The organism is Pseudomonas sp. QLc11A (assembly GCF_052112305.1).
Classification (GTDB): Bacteria; Pseudomonadota; Gammaproteobacteria; order Pseudomonadales; family Pseudomonadaceae; genus Aquipseudomonas; species Aquipseudomonas laurylsulfatiphila.
Window position 1 is genome coordinate 1 of sequence record NZ_JAVAJJ010000022.1, and the last position, 18,292, is coordinate 18,292.

17 protein-coding genes and 1 rRNA gene are annotated in these 18,292 nt (G+C 61.7%); 12 read left to right on the forward strand and 6 right to left on the reverse strand.

The features are described from left to right. A 5S ribosomal RNA gene (rrf, locus tag Q8X48_RS25715) occupies positions 1-79 on the forward strand; the annotation flags it as partial. Positions 80-265: 186 nt separating this feature from the next. Here the strand turns inward: rrf and Q8X48_RS25720 are convergent. The 3 genes from Q8X48_RS25720 to Q8X48_RS25730 form a co-directional block, all read right to left on the reverse strand. Beyond that, positions 266-679 (reverse strand): VOC family protein, encoded by a 414-nt coding sequence (locus Q8X48_RS25720; RefSeq protein ID WP_407802609.1) that lies wholly within the window; start codon positions 677-679, stop codon positions 266-268. 89 nt (positions 680-768) lie between these two features. After that, positions 769-1,428: a TetR/AcrR family transcriptional regulator gene (locus tag Q8X48_RS25725; RefSeq protein WP_126050625.1), complete on the reverse strand. Its 660-nt coding sequence runs from the start codon at positions 1,426-1,428 to the stop codon at positions 769-771. Beyond that, positions 1,415-2,266: a 3-hydroxybutyryl-CoA dehydrogenase gene (locus Q8X48_RS25730; protein WP_407802610.1), complete on the reverse strand. Its 852-nt coding sequence runs from the start codon at positions 2,264-2,266 to the stop codon at positions 1,415-1,417. The genes Q8X48_RS25725 and Q8X48_RS25730 overlap by 14 nt, the downstream gene beginning before the upstream one ends. 162 nt (positions 2,267-2,428) lie before the next feature. Between Q8X48_RS25730 and Q8X48_RS25735 the strand changes: the two genes are divergently transcribed. After that, a complete protein-coding gene (locus Q8X48_RS25735; protein ID WP_217837837.1) occupies positions 2,429-3,493 on the forward strand; it encodes an AraC family transcriptional regulator in 1,065 nt (354 codons plus the stop codon). 41 nt (positions 3,494-3,534) lie between these two features. Here Q8X48_RS25735 and Q8X48_RS25740 read toward each other — a convergent pair whose 3' ends face one another. Continuing rightward, positions 3,535-4,257, reverse strand: a complete 723-nt coding sequence (locus Q8X48_RS25740) for a pirin family protein (RefSeq protein WP_407802611.1) — start codon at positions 4,255-4,257, stop codon at positions 3,535-3,537. 319 nt (positions 4,258-4,576) lie between these two features. Here Q8X48_RS25740 and Q8X48_RS25745 point away from each other — a divergent pair, with 319 nt between their 5' ends. After that, positions 4,577-5,527 carry a GlxA family transcriptional regulator gene (locus tag Q8X48_RS25745; RefSeq protein WP_407802612.1) on the forward strand — a complete coding sequence of 317 codons (951 nt, stop codon included), beginning with the start codon at positions 4,577-4,579 and terminating at the stop codon, positions 5,525-5,527. A 161-nt stretch (positions 5,528-5,688) separates the two neighbouring features. Next, positions 5,689-7,173 (forward strand): ATP-binding protein, encoded by a 1,485-nt coding sequence (locus tag Q8X48_RS25750; protein ID WP_407802613.1) that lies wholly within the window; start codon positions 5,689-5,691, stop codon positions 7,171-7,173. Here the strand turns inward: Q8X48_RS25750 and Q8X48_RS25755 are convergent. After that, positions 7,138-9,942 (reverse strand): ATP-binding protein, encoded by a 2,805-nt coding sequence (locus Q8X48_RS25755; RefSeq protein WP_407802614.1) that lies wholly within the window; start codon positions 9,940-9,942, stop codon positions 7,138-7,140. The genes Q8X48_RS25750 and Q8X48_RS25755 overlap by 36 nt on opposite strands. 408 nt (positions 9,943-10,350) lie before the next feature. On the opposite strand from Q8X48_RS25755, the gene Q8X48_RS25760 reads away from it, so the two are divergent. Beyond that, a complete protein-coding gene (locus Q8X48_RS25760) occupies positions 10,351-10,926 on the forward strand; it encodes a flavodoxin family protein (protein ID WP_126050640.1) in 576 nt (191 codons plus the stop codon). 35 nt (positions 10,927-10,961) lie between these two features. Then, the gene (locus Q8X48_RS25765; protein WP_407802615.1) at positions 10,962-11,786 is read left to right on the forward strand and encodes an alpha/beta fold hydrolase; all 825 of its coding nucleotides are present in this window, start codon (positions 10,962-10,964) and stop codon (positions 11,784-11,786) included. Positions 11,787-11,822: 36 nt separating this feature from the next. On the opposite strand, the gene Q8X48_RS25770 is transcribed toward Q8X48_RS25765, so the two are convergent. Further along, entirely contained in the window at positions 11,823-12,266 is a 444-nt protein-coding gene (locus Q8X48_RS25770; protein ID WP_126050642.1) for a helix-turn-helix domain-containing protein, read from the reverse strand. Between the two features lie 158 nt (positions 12,267-12,424). On the opposite strand from Q8X48_RS25770, the gene Q8X48_RS25775 reads away from it, so the two are divergent. From Q8X48_RS25775 to ycaC, 6 genes are all read left to right on the forward strand, one after another. Continuing rightward, positions 12,425-13,342 (forward strand): LysR family transcriptional regulator, encoded by a 918-nt coding sequence (locus tag Q8X48_RS25775; RefSeq protein WP_407802616.1) that lies wholly within the window; start codon positions 12,425-12,427, stop codon positions 13,340-13,342. A gap of 985 nt (positions 13,343-14,327) precedes the next feature. Next, complete coding sequence (locus tag Q8X48_RS25780) at positions 14,328-14,594, forward strand: DUF6124 family protein (protein ID WP_407802617.1); 267 nt, start codon at positions 14,328-14,330, stop codon at positions 14,592-14,594. A 256-nt stretch (positions 14,595-14,850) separates the two neighbouring features. After that, entirely contained in the window at positions 14,851-15,114 is a 264-nt protein-coding gene (locus tag Q8X48_RS25785; RefSeq protein ID WP_095968230.1) for a hypothetical protein, read from the forward strand. Beyond that, positions 15,107-15,715, forward strand: coding sequence for an antibiotic biosynthesis monooxygenase (locus Q8X48_RS25790; protein ID WP_407802618.1), 609 nt, complete (start codon positions 15,107-15,109; stop codon positions 15,713-15,715). The genes Q8X48_RS25785 and Q8X48_RS25790 overlap by 8 nt, the downstream gene beginning before the upstream one ends. Beyond that, a complete protein-coding gene (locus tag Q8X48_RS25795) occupies positions 15,715-17,553 on the forward strand; it encodes an amidohydrolase (protein WP_150724274.1) in 1,839 nt (612 codons plus the stop codon). The genes Q8X48_RS25790 and Q8X48_RS25795 overlap by 1 nt, the downstream gene beginning before the upstream one ends. A 69-nt stretch (positions 17,554-17,622) precedes the next feature. Then, a complete protein-coding gene (ycaC, locus tag Q8X48_RS25800) occupies positions 17,623-18,249 on the forward strand; it encodes an isochorismate family cysteine hydrolase YcaC (protein WP_407802619.1) in 627 nt (208 codons plus the stop codon). Positions 18,250-18,292: the final 43 nt, after the last annotated feature.

An 18,292-nucleotide genomic window follows, 5' to 3' on the forward strand; every position in this document is an offset into this window, starting at 1 on the left:
TCCCGAACTCAGCAGTGAAACGATGCATCGCCGATGGTAGTGTGGGGTTTCCCCATGTGAGAGTAGGTCATCGTCAAGATTAAATTCCGAAACCCCAATTGCGAAAGCAGTTGGGGTTTTGTTTTTGTCCGCAGGAAATTCAAACTGCTGCCCCAACCACTCCTATGTGTGCTCCAGCGGTTCCAGCGACACACAGATCAGAAAGCCCAACCTTTTCAGGTTGGGCTTTCTTGTGCCTTCATTTCTGTCGATCGACAAAGGCCGTTCACTGATCCTTTTCGCAATTGACCATCCACGACACACCAAAACGGTCGACGAGCATGCCGAAGCGCGCTGCCCAGAACGTGGCCTCCAGTGGCATCTGCACACTGCCACCGTCCGCTAGTGCTTTGAACACCCGTTCAGCCTCGGCAATGCTGTCCACGTTGAGTGAAATCGAGCAGGCACTCATTTTATCGACGGGGCGATCCGGTGTGGTGTCCGACCCCATGATCGCCTGATCGCCCACGATCAGGCGGGTATGGATGATCAGCTTGTGCTGCTCCTTGGGGAAATGCTCACCCGCAGGGGTTTCGCCAAAGGTCAACATGGCTTCGATCTGGCCTTGCAGGCACTTTGCGTAGAACGTGAAGGCGTCTTTGCAGTCGCCGTTGAAGATAAGGTAGGGATTGATTTTCATGGTCGGCTCCAGGTGCTCGAGTGCATACATCGGGTTGGACGCCGGTTTTTTCGGCGAATTCCGATTGTGTCGAGCCGACAAGCAAAGCGCTAAATCTTTGTCGGAGCTTGTGTTTCTTTAGATGTTTTTTCCATCGGACGGGCGAGGCTAATCGCCTCCGGCACGCGCCGCGGCGCAAGCACTCGTTCGATGGCGCCGCTGACCATGCTTTCCAGCAGCTCCTCACGTTCCTGCTCGTCCAGCACATGGGGTGTGAGCCAGCTGGGGGCACTGTTGAGCAGCGCGCCAATGGCATGCCCGGCGGCCAGCAGGCCTTGCTCGCTGAAGCGGGACTTCGCGCCCAGCATCTTCAGCAACGTGCGTTCGTATTGCTCGCGCAGTTGTTGAACCCGAGCCTGTTGCTCTTCGTTCAGGCAACCGCTGTCGCGCTCCACCAGGCGGAAATGCCAAGGCATCTCCCGGTGCAGATTCAGATGGGCGCGGATCAGGCTGTTGAGTTTGTCGCGTTTGCCGGGCGTTTTTTGCTGGATGCGCCCCAGAGTGGCCAGCAGTTCCTCGTAGAACTCCTCGATCAGGTCCAGCAGCAGATGCTGTTTGCTGGGGTAATGGTGGTACAGCGAGCCTGGAGAGAGCCCCAGGCACGTCGCGAGCTCACGCATGCCGACCTGGCCGAACCCCTTGCAGGCAAACAGCTCCAGGACCTTGTCCCGGTACTCGGCAAAGCGCGAGCAACGCTCAGGCATAGGCATGGAAGCCGCGCCCCGTCTTGCGCCCCAGGTAACCGGCAGCGACCATTTCCTTGAGCAACGGCGCCGGGCGATATTTGCTGTCGTTGAATCCGTCATAGAAGGCTTCGAGGATCGACAACAGGGTATCCAGGCCAATCAGGTCCGCCAGGGCCAACGGACCGATAGGCTGGTTGCAGCCCAGGCGCATGCCGGCGTCGATGTCTTCGGCGCTGGCCAGGCCTTCCTGGAACACCAGGATCGCCTCGTTGATCATCGGCACCAGGATCCGGTTGACCACGAAGCCCGGACGGTTGCCGGCGGTGATCGCGGTTTTGCCGAGGGTGGTCGCCATGTCCAGCGCCAATTGGTGGGTCGCGTCATTGGTTTGCAGGCCACGGATGACTTCGATCAGGCCCATCACCGGCACCGGGTTGAAGAAATGCAGGCCGATGAAGCGCTCTGGCTGGCTGACACTGGCGGCCAGTTGGGTGATCGACAGCGACGAGGTATTGGAGGCGATGACGCATTCGCTGCCGACTTGCGCGGCGATCTGTTGCAGCACACGCAGTTTCAGGTCGAGATTCTCAGTGGCCGCTTCGATGACCAGTTGCGCGTCACGCAGGACGCTGTAATCGGTGCTGGTGCGGATTTTGTCGAGGGTGGCCTGTTTCTGCTCTGGCGTCAGGGTTTGCTTGGCGATCTGCCGGTCAAGATTTTTCCCGACCGTCGCGACGGCTTTTTGCAACGCGCTTTCAGAGATGTCGAGCAGGGTCACGTTGAAACCGGCCATGGCACAGACTTGTGCGATGCCGTTGCCCATGGTGCCTGCGCCGATTACACCGATGTTTTGCAGATTCATTTTCCGTCCTTCGATCAAACCCTGCGATACCTTGGCCGCGAATGCGACCGAAGGCGTACTATTGCCGCGAGTCTAGAGCCGGCAGGGCGGTTGTCCTATGCCAAAACTGTTCAACGGCACTGATGTTTTTTACCATTCGGGTGATGAGAGAGAAGCGAACCAATGCGGGAAAAGGACTCGGTTGCCGCCTATTTCGTGCAGGCAATGATCCATGGGCTGAGGGACGATCCGCAGCGCGTGACGGCCGTGCTCGAACAGGCGGGTATTGATCCGGCGGTCATGCAACAACCCACGGCGCGGGTGCCGGCCAATGCGTTTGCGGCGTTGTGGCTGATTCAGATCCGCGAGCTCGACGACGAGTTTTTCGGGCTAGATTCCCATGGCATGCCGCCGGGCAGTTTCGCCCTGATTTGCCGCGCCCTGATTCAGGAGCCCGATCTGCACAAGGCCATGCGTCAGTGCCTGGCCAACTTCGGGCTGTTCCTGCGCGACTTTCGTGGCTCGCTGGCCGTGCGGGGCAAGCGTGCGGTCATCAGCCTGCAAACCCGTTCGGAGGACAATGATGCCAGCCGGTTTGGTGAAGAAACCTTCCTGGTGTTGATGATCAGTCTGCTGTGCTGGCTGGGTGGGCGGCGCATTCCCATTGACCGTGCGGACTTCCGCCATTCGCGCCTGTCGCTGAGTGACGACCGCCTGCTTTGGGGGCCCAACCTGACCTTCGGTGCCGAGCGCACTGAAATCGAATTTGCCAGCCATTACCTGCGCCTGCCGGTGGTTCAGGACCTGGCGTCGCTGAAAGTTTTCCTGCGCACCGCGCCGCAATGGCTGGTGATCCGCTTCCGTAACCAGCATGGCCTGGCCTCGCAGGTTCATCAGCGCCTGCGCGGCAGTCACTACAGTCAATGGCCGACGTTGCAGGCCTTTGCCCTGGAACAGCACCTGAGCCCCAGCACCTTCCGCCGCAAACTGGAGCGTGAAGGTTGTTCCTATCAGGAGATCAAGGACGAAGTACGGCGCGGTGTGGCCTTTGAACAATTGCGTCAGAGCGACGCGAGCATCAGCGATATCGCCGAGCAACTGGGCTTCCAGGAGCCCAGCGCCTTCCATCGGGCGTTCAAGAAGTGGACCGGGGAGAGTCCGGGGCGCTATCGGGCCCGTTATCAGGGGGACTGTGGGAGCGAGCCTGCTCGCGAAAGCGACAGGTCATTCAACAGTGATGTCGTCTGACACTCCGCCTTCGCGAGCAAGCCCGCTCCCACAGGGATCCGTCATGGCATTTCCGGCAGTTCCTGCGGGCGCAGGTCGAAGACCAATACTTCAGCGTCCACGCCGTTGCTCAAGGTCAGTGCCTGTTCATCACGGACCCGCACACCGTCGCCTTCCTGCAATAACACGCCATTAAGTTCGACGCTGCCCCGGGCCACGTGCACGTAGGCATAACGGTTGGCGGCCAGCTCCAGGGTGGCGCTTTCCTTTCCGTCGATCAGGCCGGCATACACCCGTGCATCCTGACGCACCTTCAGCGAACCCTTGGCGCCGTCCGCAGAGATGATCAGTTGCAGGCGCCCGCGTTTTTTCCGGGTGCTGAAGTGCTCCTGCTGATAGCGCGGTTTGGCGCCGCTGACGTCGGGCACGATCCAGATCTGCAGAAAGTGCACCGGCCGTGTGCTGGAGTGGTTGAACTCACTGTGGGCCACGCCGCTGCCAGCGCTCATCAGTTGCACATCGCCGGGGCGGATCACCGACCCGGTGCCCAGGGTGTCCTTGTGTTCCAGGGAACCCTCAAGCACATAGGAGAAGATCTCCATGTCGCGGTGCGGGTGCTGGCCGAAGCCTTTGCCGGCGGCGACGCGGTCGTCGTTGATCACCAACAGGTCGGAAAAACCCTGCTCTTTCGGGTTGCGGTAGTTGGCGAAGGAAAAGGTGTGGAACGACTTCAACCAGCCGTGATTGGCCAGACCACGATCCGAGGCTTTGCGAAGAGTCAGCATGATGAAATCTCCTGTGGGGACGTGAATTCGTCCGAGTGAGGAGAAGGTTAATGTTTACTGGTATGTGCAATAAGTAGGTGAAAATTGAAATACTGTCTCCTTCAGGTTGACAATTGATTGCGACATGAATCGCTCATTCTTGAGGCATAATTCGCCATAACCCACGGCAACCAAACCTGTGGGAGCGGGCTTGCCCGCGATAGCGGTGTGCCAGTCAACTTCAATGCCAACTGGAGCTCAGCCATCGCGGGCAAGCCCGCTCCCACAGGTTTCAATGTCGGTCAATGTTTCCGCCTTTGATCCCAGTGAATTCCAATCCATGAAAACCGTGGCAATGGTGTTGTTTCCCGACTTTCTCCTGCTCGATATGGCCGGGCCCATGGAAGTGTTTTCCATCGCCAATCGTTATCTGAAACCCGACGATCACTATGTGCTGTCGACCATCGGAACCGAGCCCGGCGCATTGCGGGCGTCCAATGGCGTGAGCGTGCAGGCCGACCGGCACATCGATCAGGCCTGCGAAGGTTTTGATTTGCTGCTGGTGCCCGGTGGTCCCGGTGCCTACAACGAAAAGCATCCGCCGTTGCTCGAGTGGCTCAGGCACAACGTCAGCCGGTCCACCGGTTACGGCTCGATCTGCACCGGAGCGTTCGTATTGGGGCATGCGGGCTTGCTCGACGGCTATCGCGTCACCACCCACTGGCACTACACCGAGCGGCTGATCAAGGGCTTTCCGAAGGCGACCGTCGAGACTGACCAGATCTTTGTCCAGGACCGCAACCTGATCACCTCCGGCGGCGTCACCGCCGGGATCGACCTGGCGTTGTCGGTGGTGGCGCAGGACCACGGCAAAAAAGTCGCCCAGGACGTGGCCAAGGTCTTGCTGGTGGTGATGAAGCGTCAGGGCGGGCAGGCACAGTTCAGCCCGTTGATGGCGGCGGTCGCGCCTCACGAAACGGCGATTACCCGCGTGCAGAACCATGTGCTCGAGCACCTCGACGAGTCCTTCAGCATCGAGCGCATGGCGAGCCTGGCCAACATGAGCCCGCGGCATTTCGCCAGGGTGTTCGCCCGGGAGGTGGACATGACGCCGATGGAGTTTCTGCAAAGCGCACGCATCGATTGCGCCAGGAACCTGCTGGAAACCAGCGAGTTGCCGCTCAAGACCGTGGCCTTCAAAAGCGGCTTCGGCAGCGTGCGGCACATGCGTTTTCTGTTCAGTGAAAAGCTTGGCCTGACCCCGACTCAATACCGCGAGCAGTTCAGCTAGCGCGCGTGTCCGTTGTGCGCACCGCAATGGCCGTGACGCTCCCCCCGTGGCGGTTGTACCGTCACAGAGGGCTGCCAAGATACGAGGTAACTCATTGCAAGGAAGGTGCGGAGCCTGGATGGACTCACGTGCCAGATCAGGTGTCCCGCGAGTGACTACCCATGAACAGCCTCAGAGACGTCAGCAACGAAGCGGTGCTGCAATTCGGACCCTACGCTTTCCACCTCAGTCAGCGCCTGGTGCTGGAGGGCGATCGACCGCTGCGCCTGGGCGGCCGTGCCCTTGATGTGTTGCAGGTGCTGGTCGAACACGCGGGCTCGGTGGTCAGCAAGGACGAGTTGATTGCGCAGGTCTGGCCGCGCTCCGTGGTCGAAGAGATCAACCTGCGGGTGCACATTGCTGCCCTGCGTCGGGCCTTGGGCGACGGGCAGAACGGTCAGAGCTACATCGTCAACATTCCCCAGCGCGGCTACAGTTTTGTCGCCCCGGTACAGCATTCGCCGCAGCCCGTAGCGTTCCCCAGCGAGACCGTAAAAAAGCCCCTGCACAACTTGCCGGCGCGGCTCACGTCGATCACCGGGCGCGATGCGGTTGTCGGCAGCCTGGTGCGGCAGTTGCCGGTGCGCCGATTCATGACTCTGGTCGGGCCTTGCGGGATCGGCAAGACCACTGTGGCCTTGCGCGTGGCCGAACTGCTGTTGCAACACTATCGGCACGGCGTGTGGCTGGTGGACCTGGCGGCGATCGATGACCCGGCGCAAGTGACCGATCATCTCACGCGAACCCTTGGGCTGGAGGTCGGCATCACGCTCGAGGCGCTGGCGCAGCGACATGCCTTGTTGGTCCTGGACAACTGCGAACACCTGCTCGAACGCTGCCAGACGTTGGTCGAGACTCTGCTGCAATCGATGCCGCGATTGTCGATCCTCGCCACCAGCCGCGAGCCGCTCAGGGCCGCGGGCGAAACCGTATTGCGTCTGCCACCGCTGGCGGTGCCGCCGGCGTCAGCGCTGCGCAGCGTTGCCGAGGTCATGGGCTATTCGGCGGTGCAGTTGTTCGTCAGCCGTGCCCGGGCCCGTCAGCAAGGCTTCACCTTGCGCGAACAGGACCTCAGGAGCGTGCGCGAAATCTGCCGGCGCCTCGACGGCCTGCCGCTGGCGATTGAATTGGCGGCAGCGCAAATCGATGCGCTGGCGCTGGTGGGGTTGCAAGCGCAACTCGATAACTGTTTTCAGTTGCTGTCCCAAGGCCGCCGCACGGCCGTGCCCCGGCACCAGACGCTCAAGGCTGCTCTGGACTGGAGCTACGAACGGTTGAATCCGCTGGAACAATCCGTGTTGCAGCGTTTGGCGATATTCAAGATGGCCTTCACCCAGGACGCCGCGATAGGCGCGATCAGCGGCGACGCGTTACCGGTCGCCGAGCTGATCGAGGTGCTGGACAACCTCGCACTCAAATCATTGCTGTCCCTGGAGCAGGGCGGCGGGGTGATCCGTTACCGCTTCCTCAACACTACCCGCACCTACGCCCTGGAAAAGCTCGAACTCAGTGGTGAGCTGCGCACCCTTGAAATGCGTTATGCCGGTTACGTCAGTCAAACGCCCCGGCTTTCAGGCCGGCAAGTGGCAATGCAACTCACCGAGTAAGTGGCGTACGGCCTTAAGGTCCGGCGTGGCAAAACCTTCGGTGAAGCGCTGGTAGACCGGCGCCAGCAATGCATGCGCCCGTTGATGGTGGCCCTGTCGCTGCCACAATTGCGCCAGCGAGGTGGCGCTGCGCAGCTCCCAGGTCAAGGCGCCCTGGGTTCTTGCCACGTCGAGCGCCTTGAGCAACACGGTTTCAGCCATTGCGGCGTTGGCCAGACAATCTGTTGCCAGCAGCGTTTCGGCCCTGGCCCGTAGAATCTCTGCCGTGCTCCAGCCCGACGCGCCGCTTTGCGCACGTTCGAGCAAGTCGTCATCGACGCAGGTGGAGTCCAGCGTGACCATGATGTCCTTGATCAATCCGACACTTCGTTGCCTGGCGGGTGCGATATCGACGCCGCCGATCACCTGCGCGTAGTGTTGCGCCCAGGTATGGAACAGCAGGACCGAGTGTTTCTGCGCCTGTTGCAGCAGCAGGCGCAGGAGTTCGCGGGCGCTGCGGGTGTCACCGTTGTAGTAGGCGATCAGGCAGCCGGCGAGCGCCAGGGTGTAGCAGATCGACGTGCCGTGGTTGATCTGCAACGCGATGTCCAGCGCCTGCCGGGCTGCGCGCCAGGCCTGTTCCGGTTGGCCTCGCAGCCAGAGGATGCGCGCCTGGATGGTCAGCGCCGCGACACTCTGGTCGTATTGCACGCCGAAGCCATGGGTGAAACGGTTGAGATGACCACTGTGGGCCATGCGTTGCAGTACCTGTTCGGCATGCTCCCCGGCCTGTTGCTGGTCGCCGGAAAAATGCAGGGCAAGCACCCGCAATCGATGGGTGCTCAGGGATAACAGGGCGTCGTCATGCAGCCCCAGTTGATCGAATTGCCGGCTCTGTTGCAGGGCCATCTGGTATTGGCCGCCACTGAGATTGACCGCCAGGTGACCGGAAATCGCCCGCAACTGACCGGCCACATCGTTGAGTCGGCTGGCCAGGGTTCTGGCGCTGACAAAGGCGCCAAGGGTTTCGGCGCTCGCGCCTTGAGCGTGGTAACAGGCACTGCCCAGGGCCAGCTTGAGGGTCATCTGCAAGCGCGGGCACGGCTCGGCAGACTGCTCGAGCAAGGCCAGGGCCTTGCGCACATAACCGCCGTGTTCCTTGAGCAGTGACAGCTCCTGCCACAGGGGCGTGGACGTCGCGGCCAGGCGTATCGCCAGTGCCTGCGGCCCTTGTCCGTGCAGACCCCAGTCGAGGGCCGCGCGGATGTCCTCCAGGGTCCGGCCATAGCGCTCGAGCCACAGGCCGGTCGAGGTTTTCTCCCATTCGTCCTGCGCCTGTTGCATCAGCGCCAGGCAACGCTCGGCATGGCGCTCCCGCGTGCCGGGCAGGTCGGGGCTTTGCGCGAGTTTTTCCAGCGCATGGCTGCGGGTGGTATCGAGCAGACGGTAGTAGACATCTTCATCGCCCACCTCCACGTTCAACAGGGACTTGGCGACCAGTTGGGTGATCGAACCGAACACTTCGCGAGGTTCGATGTGTTCGCCGACAATCACCGCCGCTGCGGACTCCAGGGTGAAGCCGCCGCGAAACACGCTCAGTCGGCGCAGGCAGGTCTTTTCGCAGGCGTTGAGCAGCTCGAAGCTCCAGTCCAGTGTCGCGCGCAGGGTCTGATGGCGTGCCGGGGGCGTCTGGCAGGGCTGGGTCAACACCCGGAAACTGCTTTGCAACTGCGCCAGCAAGCCGGCTAATCCGAAGTTGCCCACTTGCGCCGCCGCCAGTTCGATGGCCAGCGGAATGCCGTCCAGTCGGTGGCAGATGTCGATCAACAGCGGCAGTTCATCGTCCGTCAGTTCAAAGCTGTCATGGCTGGCCATGGCCCGCTCGACAAACAGTTGCAAGGCGGAAAAGGTCATGGCTTGGGCACGGTCGAGGACGGCGATGGGCGGCGGGCAGTCGAGAGATGCCAGGCGCTGGACGAACTCGCCTTCGGCCCGCAGGCTCTCGCGGCTGGTGGCGAGAATGTGCACGTGCGGCGCACTGCGCAAAATGTTTTCGCAGAGCTGGGCGATGGCGTCGACCAAGTGTTCGCAGTTGTCGATGACCAACAGCATTTGCCTGTCGAGCAGACAGTCGGCAAGGCCGCTCAGGGGCTCGTCATCGTGCAGGGCCAGTTCGAGCAACGTCGCCAGGTGGCCGTCGATCATCAGTGGGCAGTTGATCGGGGCCAGGTCCAGCAGGCGAATGCCGTCCCGGTAGCGACCGATCATTTGTTCGGCGACTCGCAAGGCCACGGTGGTCTTGCCGATGCCGCCGGGACCGACGAGGGTGATGAAGCGCTGGCGCGGCAGTTGCACCACCAGATTGTCGACCAGCGCCCGTCGGCCGATCATGCGTGTGCGGCGCACCGGCAGGTTATGCCGGCTCGGCGCACAAGCCATGGGCGCAGACGGTTGTTCGACCTGCTCCCGTGAGTGTGGTGCGACGAAGCTGTACCCGCGCTGGGCCACGGTGACGATGTAGCGCTGGCCGGCCTGGCCGTCGCCGAGCGCCTTGCGCAACGCGGCCATGTGCACCCGCAGGTTGATGTCTTCGACCACGCTGTCGGGCCAGACCCGAGCGATCAATTGCTGCTTGCTGACCACGTTGCCGGCGTGTTCCAGCAGGATCAACAGGATGTCCATGGCGCGCCGGCCCAGGCGCAAGGGCTGGTCGGCCTCCATCACCAGGCGTTGTCCGGGGTAGACCCGGTAGGGGCCGAAATGCACAGCCTGTTCGGGGGAAAGGGTCAACGAGTCGCTCCTGCTGCAGCCGTCTGGTTCGCGGTTTACGAGCATATTCCTCAGGTTTTTTACGCAGCGCAATGTGCCGCCCCGGTGACTGAAAGGGAAGGCATTGACTCTAGCGTATCGACCAACTGCTGTCGGTCCCGAAAACATTGGGTGCGACAGATGGGCGGGACAGGCCGGGGCTTTTTGCGTGCCAAGGAAAATTAACAACGATTAACTCGTCGCGCGTCCGGTCTACGCCCAAAACTCTCCTTCTTCAACTTCCACTGAAGGCAGGGATGAAATGTCAGTAAGCCGCGAGCAGCTCGATGTGGGAGCGAGCCTGCTCGCGAAGGCGGTGTCACATTTAGTCTATGCGGTGACTGACACAGCGCTTTCGCGAGCAGGCTCGCTCCCACAAAGGGCAGAGCAATGAGCAACGTGGTGGTGGTCTATCACAGTGGCTACGGGCACACCCGGGTCATGGCCGAAGCCGTGGCCGCGGGCGTGGAGCGGCACCTGGGCAGCACTTGCCAGTTGATCCCGGTCGAGGAAGTGGACGAGCACTGGGCGCGGTTGCACAACGCCGACGCCATCATCTTCGGCGCGCCGACCTACATGGGCAGCGCCTCGGCGGCCTTCAAGGCGTTCATGGAGGCCACGGCGGCGTTCTACCTGACCCAGCCCTGGCGCGACAAACTCGCGGCGGGCTTCACCAATTCCGGCTGCCTGTGCGGCGACAAACTCAACACCTTGCTGCAGATGGCGGTGTTCGCGGCACAGCACTCGATGATCTGGGTCGGCCTCGACCTGCTGCCGGCGCGTTCCAGCACCGGCGCGTTCAACGGCCAACTCAATCGTCTGGGCAGCTCACTGGGTGCCATGGCCCAATCGAATGTCGAGCAATCCCCCGACGATGCGCCGCCCCCCGAGGATCGCTGCACCGCCGCGCACCTGGGCGAGCGGGTGGCGCGCCTGGCCGATCGCCTGAACCCACTTGCGGTTTGAATCATCCCCCAACCCTCGTTAAGGAGGCATCACCCATGAGCACTTTCACTACCCGCGACGGCGTCGAGATTTACTACAAGGACTGGGGCACCGGTCAGCCGATTGTCTTCAGCCACGGCTGGCCGCTGAACGCCGACAGTTGGGAATCGCAGATGATTTTCCTGGCCTCCAACGGGTATCGGGTCATCGCCCACGACCGTCGCGGTCATGGGCGTTCCAGTCAACCATGGTCGGGCAATGACATGGACCATTACGCCGACGATCTGGCGCAGTTGATCGAGCTGCTCGACCTGCAAGACGCGGTGCTGTTCGGCTTCTCCACCGGCGGTGGCGAGGTGGCGCGCTACATCGGTCGCCACGGCACCGACCGCGTGGCCAAGGCCGGGCTGATTTCCGCAGTGCCGCCCCTGATGCTCAAGACCGAAGCCAACCCCGGTGGCTTGCCACTGGAAGTGTTCGACGGCATCCGCCAGGCCTCGCTGGCCGACCGCTCGCAGCTCTACATCGACCTCGCCAGCGGGCCGTTTTTCGGCTTCAACAAGCCCGGCGCGAAACCGTCCCAGGGCATGATCGACTGGTTCTGGATGCAAGGCATGATGGCCGGGCACAAGAACGCCCATGACTGCATCAAGGCGTTCTCGGAAACCGACTTCACCGAAGACTTGAAGAAGTTCGACGTGCCGACGCTGGTGGTGCATGGCGACGCGGATCAGGTCGTGCCTTACGAGGCGGCAGGTGTCTCCTCGGCCAGACTGGTCAAAGGCTCGACCCTGAAGATCTACCCGGGCGCCCCTCACGGGCTGACGGACACCCACAAGGATCAGCTCAACGCTGACCTGTTGGCGTTCTTGAAAGGTTAAAAAACCAGATCAAAAGATCGCAGGCTTCGCCAGCGCCTAAACGCTAGCGTGCATGCCCGAAGGCTGCGATCTTTTGCTTTTAAGGCCATGCACCATCTGACAGCGCCAGGCAAACGGATTGATGCCTTCGCTGCGGGTGAAGAGGTGGCAGAAGTGCGCCTGATCGCAGAAGCCGCATTCGAGGCTGATCTGCGTAAGGCTCATGTCGGTGTACTGGATCAATTGCTTGGCCAGGATTATGCGTTGCCGGCGAATCCAGTCCTGCGGCGAGAGTCCGGTGCTGCACTTGAAGGCGCGGGAGAAATGACTGCGCGAGAGGGCGCAGGCCTGTGCCAGTTCAGTGACTTCCAGGCTGTCGCCGAGGCGCTCGAGGATCAGTTGTTTAACCAGCCGTTCGCGCTGCGGGCTGAGGCCGCCGGTGCTTTTCTTTGGCACAGGCGTGAATGGCGCGGGCGCGGCATTTTGCTGAACGTGAGCCATGGTGAATGTCCGTGTCGGTAGGCTTCATTCTTGGACCCGAAGGCTCTGGCTTGCGAGTTAATCGTTGTTAATTCCTCGTTAAGCGCGGGACGTCCCAGGTAAAGTCAGACACACTTCTCAACCTCGCGCCTGGCCGAACACACAAGGGAACCGTGCTTATGAACCGTAACGATCTGCGTCGCGTCGACATGAACCTGCTGGTGATTTTCGAGGCGTTGATGTTCGAAAAGAACCTGACCCGCGTCGCGGAAAAACTGTTCATGGGCCAACCGGCGGTGAGCGCCGCGCTGGGGCGTCTGCGTGATCTGTTCGACGATCCGTTGCTGCTGCGCAACGGTCGCGGCATGGAACCGACGGCGCGGGCGCTGACGATTCTCAAGGAGCTGCAGCCGGCGATGGATACCATTTCCGGTGCGGTCAGCCGGGCCAGGGAATTCGATCCGGCGACCAGTTGCGATGTGTTCCGCATCGGGCTGTCGGACGATGCCGAGTTCGGTTTGTTTCCGCCGTTGCTGCGTCAGTTGCAAGAGGACGCACCGGGCATCGTCGTGGTCGTGCGGCGGGCCAATTACCTGTTGATGCCGGCGTTGCTGGCGTCGGGGGAGATCTCGGTGGGCGTGAGCTACACCACGGACCTGCCGGCCAATGCCAAGCGCAAGAAGCTGCGCGATATTCCCTGCAAAGTGCTGCGCGGTGATACCCGGCCCGGGCCGCTGACCCTGGATGAGTACTGCGAACGGCCCCATGCGATGGTGTCGTTTTCCGGTGACTTGAGCGGCAATATCGATCTGGATCTGGCGAAGGTCGGGCGTAGTCGTCGTGTGGTGCTTGGCGTGCCGCAGTTCAGTGGGTTGCGGGCGTTGCTGGCGGGGACGGAGATGATCGCCACCGTGCCGGATTATGCGGCCTGTGCGCTGGTCGAGGGGTGTGGGTTGCGGGCTGAGGATCCGCCGTTCGAGATTGAGGCGGCGCAGTTGTCGATGGCCTGGAGCGGGGTGCATGACAATGATCCGGCGGAGCGGTGGTTGCGCTCGCGGATCAGTCAGTTCATGTCTGTGGCTTTGGATATTCGTTAGGCTTTTGACCTTGGCGGCCTCTGGGCCGACCAGGTTCTTGGTTGGTTGAGTACATATCCGTTTCTGCGGTAACGGCGGCTTATGGTTCCACTCTTACAGCGGGTCACTTTTGGCAAACGCCCGGAGTGCCGGCCCAGCCAAAAGTAACCAAAAGGTCTCGCCCCTTACGTACGGCCCCTCGCTTAGGCTCGGGGTTCCTTCGCTCCGGTGTCCATCCGGGGGCATTGCCCTCCGGTCGGCTTCGCTTCGACCTGCATGCAATGAGTTCGACTGCGTCGAACGGCGCTGCGCGCCCATCCCCGGATGAACACCTCCACTCAGCCTGCCGAGGGGGCGGGTGGATCAAGATCAAAAGCTGCAGGCGAGCTAACGCTCGGCCTGATGAGTGGTGAGAAGCGGCGCGGTGTGGACTGATCTGCCTTTACTCTTCTGTGGGAGCGAGCTTGCTCGCGATGGCGGCCTGCCAGCCAACCAATTTCTTTCGAATGTACCCAGCCCAACTGTGGGAGCGAGCCTGCTCGCGAAGGCGGTCTGCCAGCCGACCTGATTTTTGCAGATGTCCCCCAATCCCTGTGGGAGCGGGCTTGCCCGCGAAGGCGGACTGCCAGCCAACCAATCTCTTACAGGGAATATGCAGTGTTCTGACAGCTCTGTTTAAAAGCCGTCAGCCTCTATTCCTGAAAGCCACACCGCCTTGCGTCGTTGCCTACAACTACGCCAGAATCCGCCGGCTTGTGCGTCTTGGCCCTGATCTCTAACGTTCTCCGCATCGCTGGCCATTCAGCGATCGGGTTTAGCAGCTCGGTAAATTTCAAGGCTCGCCAGTGTCACCTCAAGATCATTTTGGTCTGCATGAAGGTGGCTGTGCGTGGGGCACTTCGGTGCGCCGGGTTCCTTGATCCCTGGTCTGCTAACCCGCGTACAGCCGCCACCCAATTCGTTTAGCAGCGACCTGTGGCGGCTCCATCGATCAAGGAGTTCCACCATGTTCAAACCCACCCCGAATCCCCCGAAAGACCCCGACTCACCGCGCAATCCCAGCACAATGTTTGTCATCACCCCCGACATCAACACCGAAACCCTGTTGGCCCACGCCTGCGAATCCCTGGCCTCGGCCAGCATCATGGCCAGTGATCTTGCTGGCTTTCTGCAGAGCCCGCATCGCAACGCGCTGCTGGGGATTGCGCAGATCATCATGTTGGGTGAGCTGGCGGTGAATAGGGCGCTGGATAATCTCGATCCGCAAGACTAACCAGGTAGTAGCAACAACAAATAACCCTGTGTGGGAGCTTGCTCGCGAAGGCGTCATGACATTCAGCATTGATGTTGACTGACCCACCGCCTTCGCGAGCAAGCCCGCTCCCACAGGATTTTGTGTGATTTGCAGACCGCCGACGTGGTCGCAAAACAGAGCACGTACATTCAATTTTTCCTCCTCCCGTCCCGGCACTATCGAATCCTGTCCCGGCGCATCGACGCCGGTGGTTTTTCATTGGTGCAGGTGGGCCATGGACACTTCGCGACGTGATGATCGGGCGCAAGACTGGGGGGTGCTGTTCCTGCGGGTCAGCGGCGGCTTGCTGGTGCGTCTGGCATGTTTGCCTATTCTGTTTTTGCTGTGGGTGTCGATGTTGCTCGTGCATCCGCAGTGGACCCTCTTCGAAGGCCAGTTCGGCTGGCTGTTGTTGATCGTGTTCACCAGCATTCTCATCGCCGGGCCGGGACGGCTGGCGCTCAATGTCCGTCTTGCCGGAGCCTTGCGTTATGTCTGATCTCAATCGCCGTGAGCCGGCAAGTCCCGGGCCTGATGAGGTGGTGACGCTGATCGTCAAGCACCGGGTCAAGGCCGGTTTCGAGGTGCCTTATGAAGCCTGGCTGCGCAACATCGTCAAGGTGGCCGCGCAGAACGTCGGGCATTTGGGGGTGGATGTGGTGCGCGGCAAGAACGCCGGCCTCGACACCTACACCTGTGTGCTGCGCTTTTGCTCGACCGAGGCGATGCAGAACTGGCTCGATTCGCCGCAGCGCCAGGCGTTGGTCGACGAAGCTGCGCCGATGCTGGCCGATGGCGACCAGACCGAAGTCAATCCGGTGAACGAGTTCTGGTTTTCGCCCCAGGCCGAAGCCGGTACGCCACCGCCGCGCTGGAAGCAGGCCGTGGTGACGTTGCTGGTGATCCTGCCGCACACCTTGCTGGTGCCGCTGCTCTGGGGGCCGCTGCTACGGCTCAACGTCTTGCTCTCCAACTACGTGGTGGCGACGTTCCTGATCACCCTGACCATCGTGCTCTCGGTGGTTTACATCTTCATGCCCATGGCGACGCGTCTGTTCGCGCCCTGGCTGTCTCCTGCCACATTGCACGAGGAACCCTGATGAACGCCGATCTGATTCTGTTCAATGGTCAATTTCATACCGTTGACCGCGAAAAACCGCTCGCCAGCGCGGTGGCGATCAGCGACGGTCGCTTTGTCGTGGTGGGCAGTGATGCCCAGGCCATGGCCCTGCGTGGCTCGAACACCCAAGTGATCGACCTCAAGGGCCGCTGTGTGATTCCCGGGCTCAACGACTCGCACTTGCACCTGATCCGTGGTGGCTTGAACTACAACCTGGAACTGCGCTGGGAAGGTGTGCCGTCCCTGGCCGATGCCTTGCGCATGCTCAAGGATCAGGCCGACCGCACGCCGACGCCGCAGTGGGTGCGGGTGGTCGGTGGCTGGAACGAATTCCAGTTCGCCGAGAAGCGCATGCCGACCCTGGCCGAGCTCAACCAGGCGGCACCGGACACCCCGGTGTTTGTCCTGCACCTGTACGACCGCGCCTTGCTCAACCGCGCGGCGTTGCGTGTCGCCGGTTACACCCGCGATACGCCGAACCCGCCGGGTGGCGAGATCGTGCGCGACGCCAATGGCGAGCCGACCGGCATGTTGGTGGCGCGGCCCAATGCGATGATCCTGTACTCGACCCTGGCCAAGGGGCCGAAGCTGCCGCTGGAGTATCAGGTCAACTCGACCCGCCAGTTCATGCGCGAACTCAATCGCCTGGGCCTGACCAGCGCGATCGATGCCGGCGGTGGTTTCCAGAATTATCCGGACGATTACCAGGTGATCGAGCAGTTGGCGAAGGATGAGCAACTGACCGTGCGCATCGCCTACAACCTTTTCACCCAGAAACCCAAGGAAGAGCTGACCGACTTCAAGAACTGGACCGGCAGCGTGAAGCTGCACCAGGGTGACGATTACCTGCGCCACAACGGCGCCGGGGAAATGCTGGTGTTCTCGGCGGCGGACTTCGAAGACTTCCTCGAGCCGCGCCCGGACCTGCCGCAAACCATGGAAGCCGAACTGGAACCGGTGGTGCGCCATCTGGTCGAGCAACGCTGGCCGTTCCGTTTGCACGCGACCTACAACGAATCCATCAGCCGCATGCTCGACGTGTTCGAGAAGGTCAACCGCGACATTCCTTTCAACGGCTTGCCGTGGTTTTTCGACCACGCCGAAACCATCACCCCGCAGAACATCGAGCGGGTGAGGGCGCTGGGTGGCGGCATTGCGATTCAGGATCGCATGGCCTTCCAGGGCGAATATTTCGTCGAGCGGTACGGCGCGAAAGCGGCCGAAGCGACGCCTCCGATCAAGCGCATGCTGGCCGAGGGTGTGCCGGTCGGTGCCGGCACCGACGCCACGCGGGTATCGAGTTACAACCCGTGGACTTCGTTGTACTGGATGGTCAGCGGCCGCACCGTCGGCGGCATGGAACTGCACGCCGAAGGTCTTTCACGCCTGACGGCGCTGGAACTGTTCACCCACGGCAGCGCCTGGTTCTCGTCCGAGCAAGGCAAGAAAGGCCAGATCAAGGTCGGGCAACTGGCCGACGTCGCCGCCCTCAGCGCGGACTTCTTCAGCGTCGATGAAGAGGCGATCAAGTGGATCGAGTCGGTGCTGACCGTGGTCGGCGGCAAGGTGGTGTACGGCGCCGGTGACTTCGAGAAACTCGGGCCGGCCAGCGTGCCGGTGCTGCCGGACTGGTCGCCGGTGGTGAAGGTGCCGGGCCACTGGCGCCCGACGTCGCCGATGCAGGCCCAGGTTCACCACTGCAGCGGGCCCTGTGCGGTGCATTCCCACAGCCATGAACGGGCACGCCTGTCGAACGCGCCGGTCAGCGATTTCGCCGGTTTCTGGGGCGCCTTTGGCTGCTCGTGTTTTGCCTTCTGACGCATTCAAGAAAGCGCCGACCCAACAGGGCGGCGCGGTATGCAACAACCATCCATCAAGGAGCTTCCAATGAGCAACGTTCCGTACAAACGCCTGAACAAAGACGATGCCGTGGTATTGCTGGTCGACCACCAGACCGGTCTGATCTCGCTGGTGCAGGATTTCTCGCCCAACGAGTTCAAGAACAACGTGCTGGCGCTGGGCGACATCGCCAAGTTCTTCAACCTGCCGACCATCCTCACCACCAGTTTCGACAGCGGTCCGAACGGCCCGATCGTGCCGGAACTCAAGGCGCAGTTCCCGGACGCGCCGTTCATTGCCCGCCCGGGCCAGATCAACGCCTGGGATAACGAAGACTTCGTCAAGGCGATCAAGGCCACCGGTCGCAAGCAACTGATCATCGCCGGTGTGGTGACCGACGTGTGCGTGGCGTTCCCGACCCTGTCGGCCATTGCCGAAGGCTATGAGGTGTTTGTGGTGACCGACGCTTCCGGCACCTTCAACACCACCGTGCAACAAGCGGCCTGGGCACGCATGTCGGCTGCCGGTGCGCACCTGCTGAACTGGTTCTCCGTGGCCTGCGAGCTGCAAGGCGACTGGCGCAACGACATGGAAGGCCTGGCCAACCTGCTGTCCGAGCGCCTGCCGAACTACCGCAACCTGATCAACAGCTACATGAAGTTCACTGCGAAGTAAGACGTACACCTGTGGGAGCGAGCTTGCTCGCGAAGGCGGCGTA

Bases quoted from the DNA above. Each gene is read 5' to 3' on its own strand.
- Q8X48_RS25720 (WP_407802609.1), bottom strand. From the start codon at position 679: ATGAAAATCAATCCCTACCTTATCTTCAACGGCGACTGCAAAGACGCC.
- Q8X48_RS25725 (WP_126050625.1), bottom strand. From the start codon at position 1,428: ATGCCTATGCCTGAGCGTTGCTCGCGCTTTGCCGAGTACCGGGACAAG.
- Q8X48_RS25730 (WP_407802610.1), bottom strand. From the start codon at position 2,266: ATGAATCTGCAAAACATCGGTGTAATCGGCGCAGGCACCATGGGCAAC.
- Q8X48_RS25735 (WP_217837837.1), top strand. From the start codon at position 2,429: ATGCGGGAAAAGGACTCGGTTGCCGCCTATTTCGTGCAGGCAATGATC.
- Q8X48_RS25740 (WP_407802611.1), bottom strand. From the start codon at position 4,257: ATGCTGACTCTTCGCAAAGCCTCGGATCGTGGTCTGGCCAATCACGGC.
- Q8X48_RS25745 (WP_407802612.1), top strand. From the start codon at position 4,577: ATGAAAACCGTGGCAATGGTGTTGTTTCCCGACTTTCTCCTGCTCGAT.
- Q8X48_RS25750 (WP_407802613.1), top strand. From the start codon at position 5,689: ATGAACAGCCTCAGAGACGTCAGCAACGAAGCGGTGCTGCAATTCGGA.
- Q8X48_RS25760 (WP_126050640.1), top strand. From the start codon at position 10,351: ATGAGCAACGTGGTGGTGGTCTATCACAGTGGCTACGGGCACACCCGG.
- Q8X48_RS25765 (WP_407802615.1), top strand. From the start codon at position 10,962: ATGAGCACTTTCACTACCCGCGACGGCGTCGAGATTTACTACAAGGAC.
- Q8X48_RS25770 (WP_126050642.1), bottom strand. From the start codon at position 12,266: ATGGCTCACGTTCAGCAAAATGCCGCGCCCGCGCCATTCACGCCTGTG.
- Q8X48_RS25775 (WP_407802616.1), top strand. From the start codon at position 12,425: ATGAACCGTAACGATCTGCGTCGCGTCGACATGAACCTGCTGGTGATT.
- Q8X48_RS25780 (WP_407802617.1), top strand. From the start codon at position 14,328: ATGTTCAAACCCACCCCGAATCCCCCGAAAGACCCCGACTCACCGCGC.
- Q8X48_RS25785 (WP_095968230.1), top strand. From the start codon at position 14,851: ATGGACACTTCGCGACGTGATGATCGGGCGCAAGACTGGGGGGTGCTG.
- Q8X48_RS25790 (WP_407802618.1), top strand. From the start codon at position 15,107: ATGTCTGATCTCAATCGCCGTGAGCCGGCAAGTCCCGGGCCTGATGAG.
- Q8X48_RS25795 (WP_150724274.1), top strand. From the start codon at position 15,715: ATGAACGCCGATCTGATTCTGTTCAATGGTCAATTTCATACCGTTGAC.
- ycaC (WP_407802619.1), top strand. From the start codon at position 17,623: ATGAGCAACGTTCCGTACAAACGCCTGAACAAAGACGATGCCGTGGTA.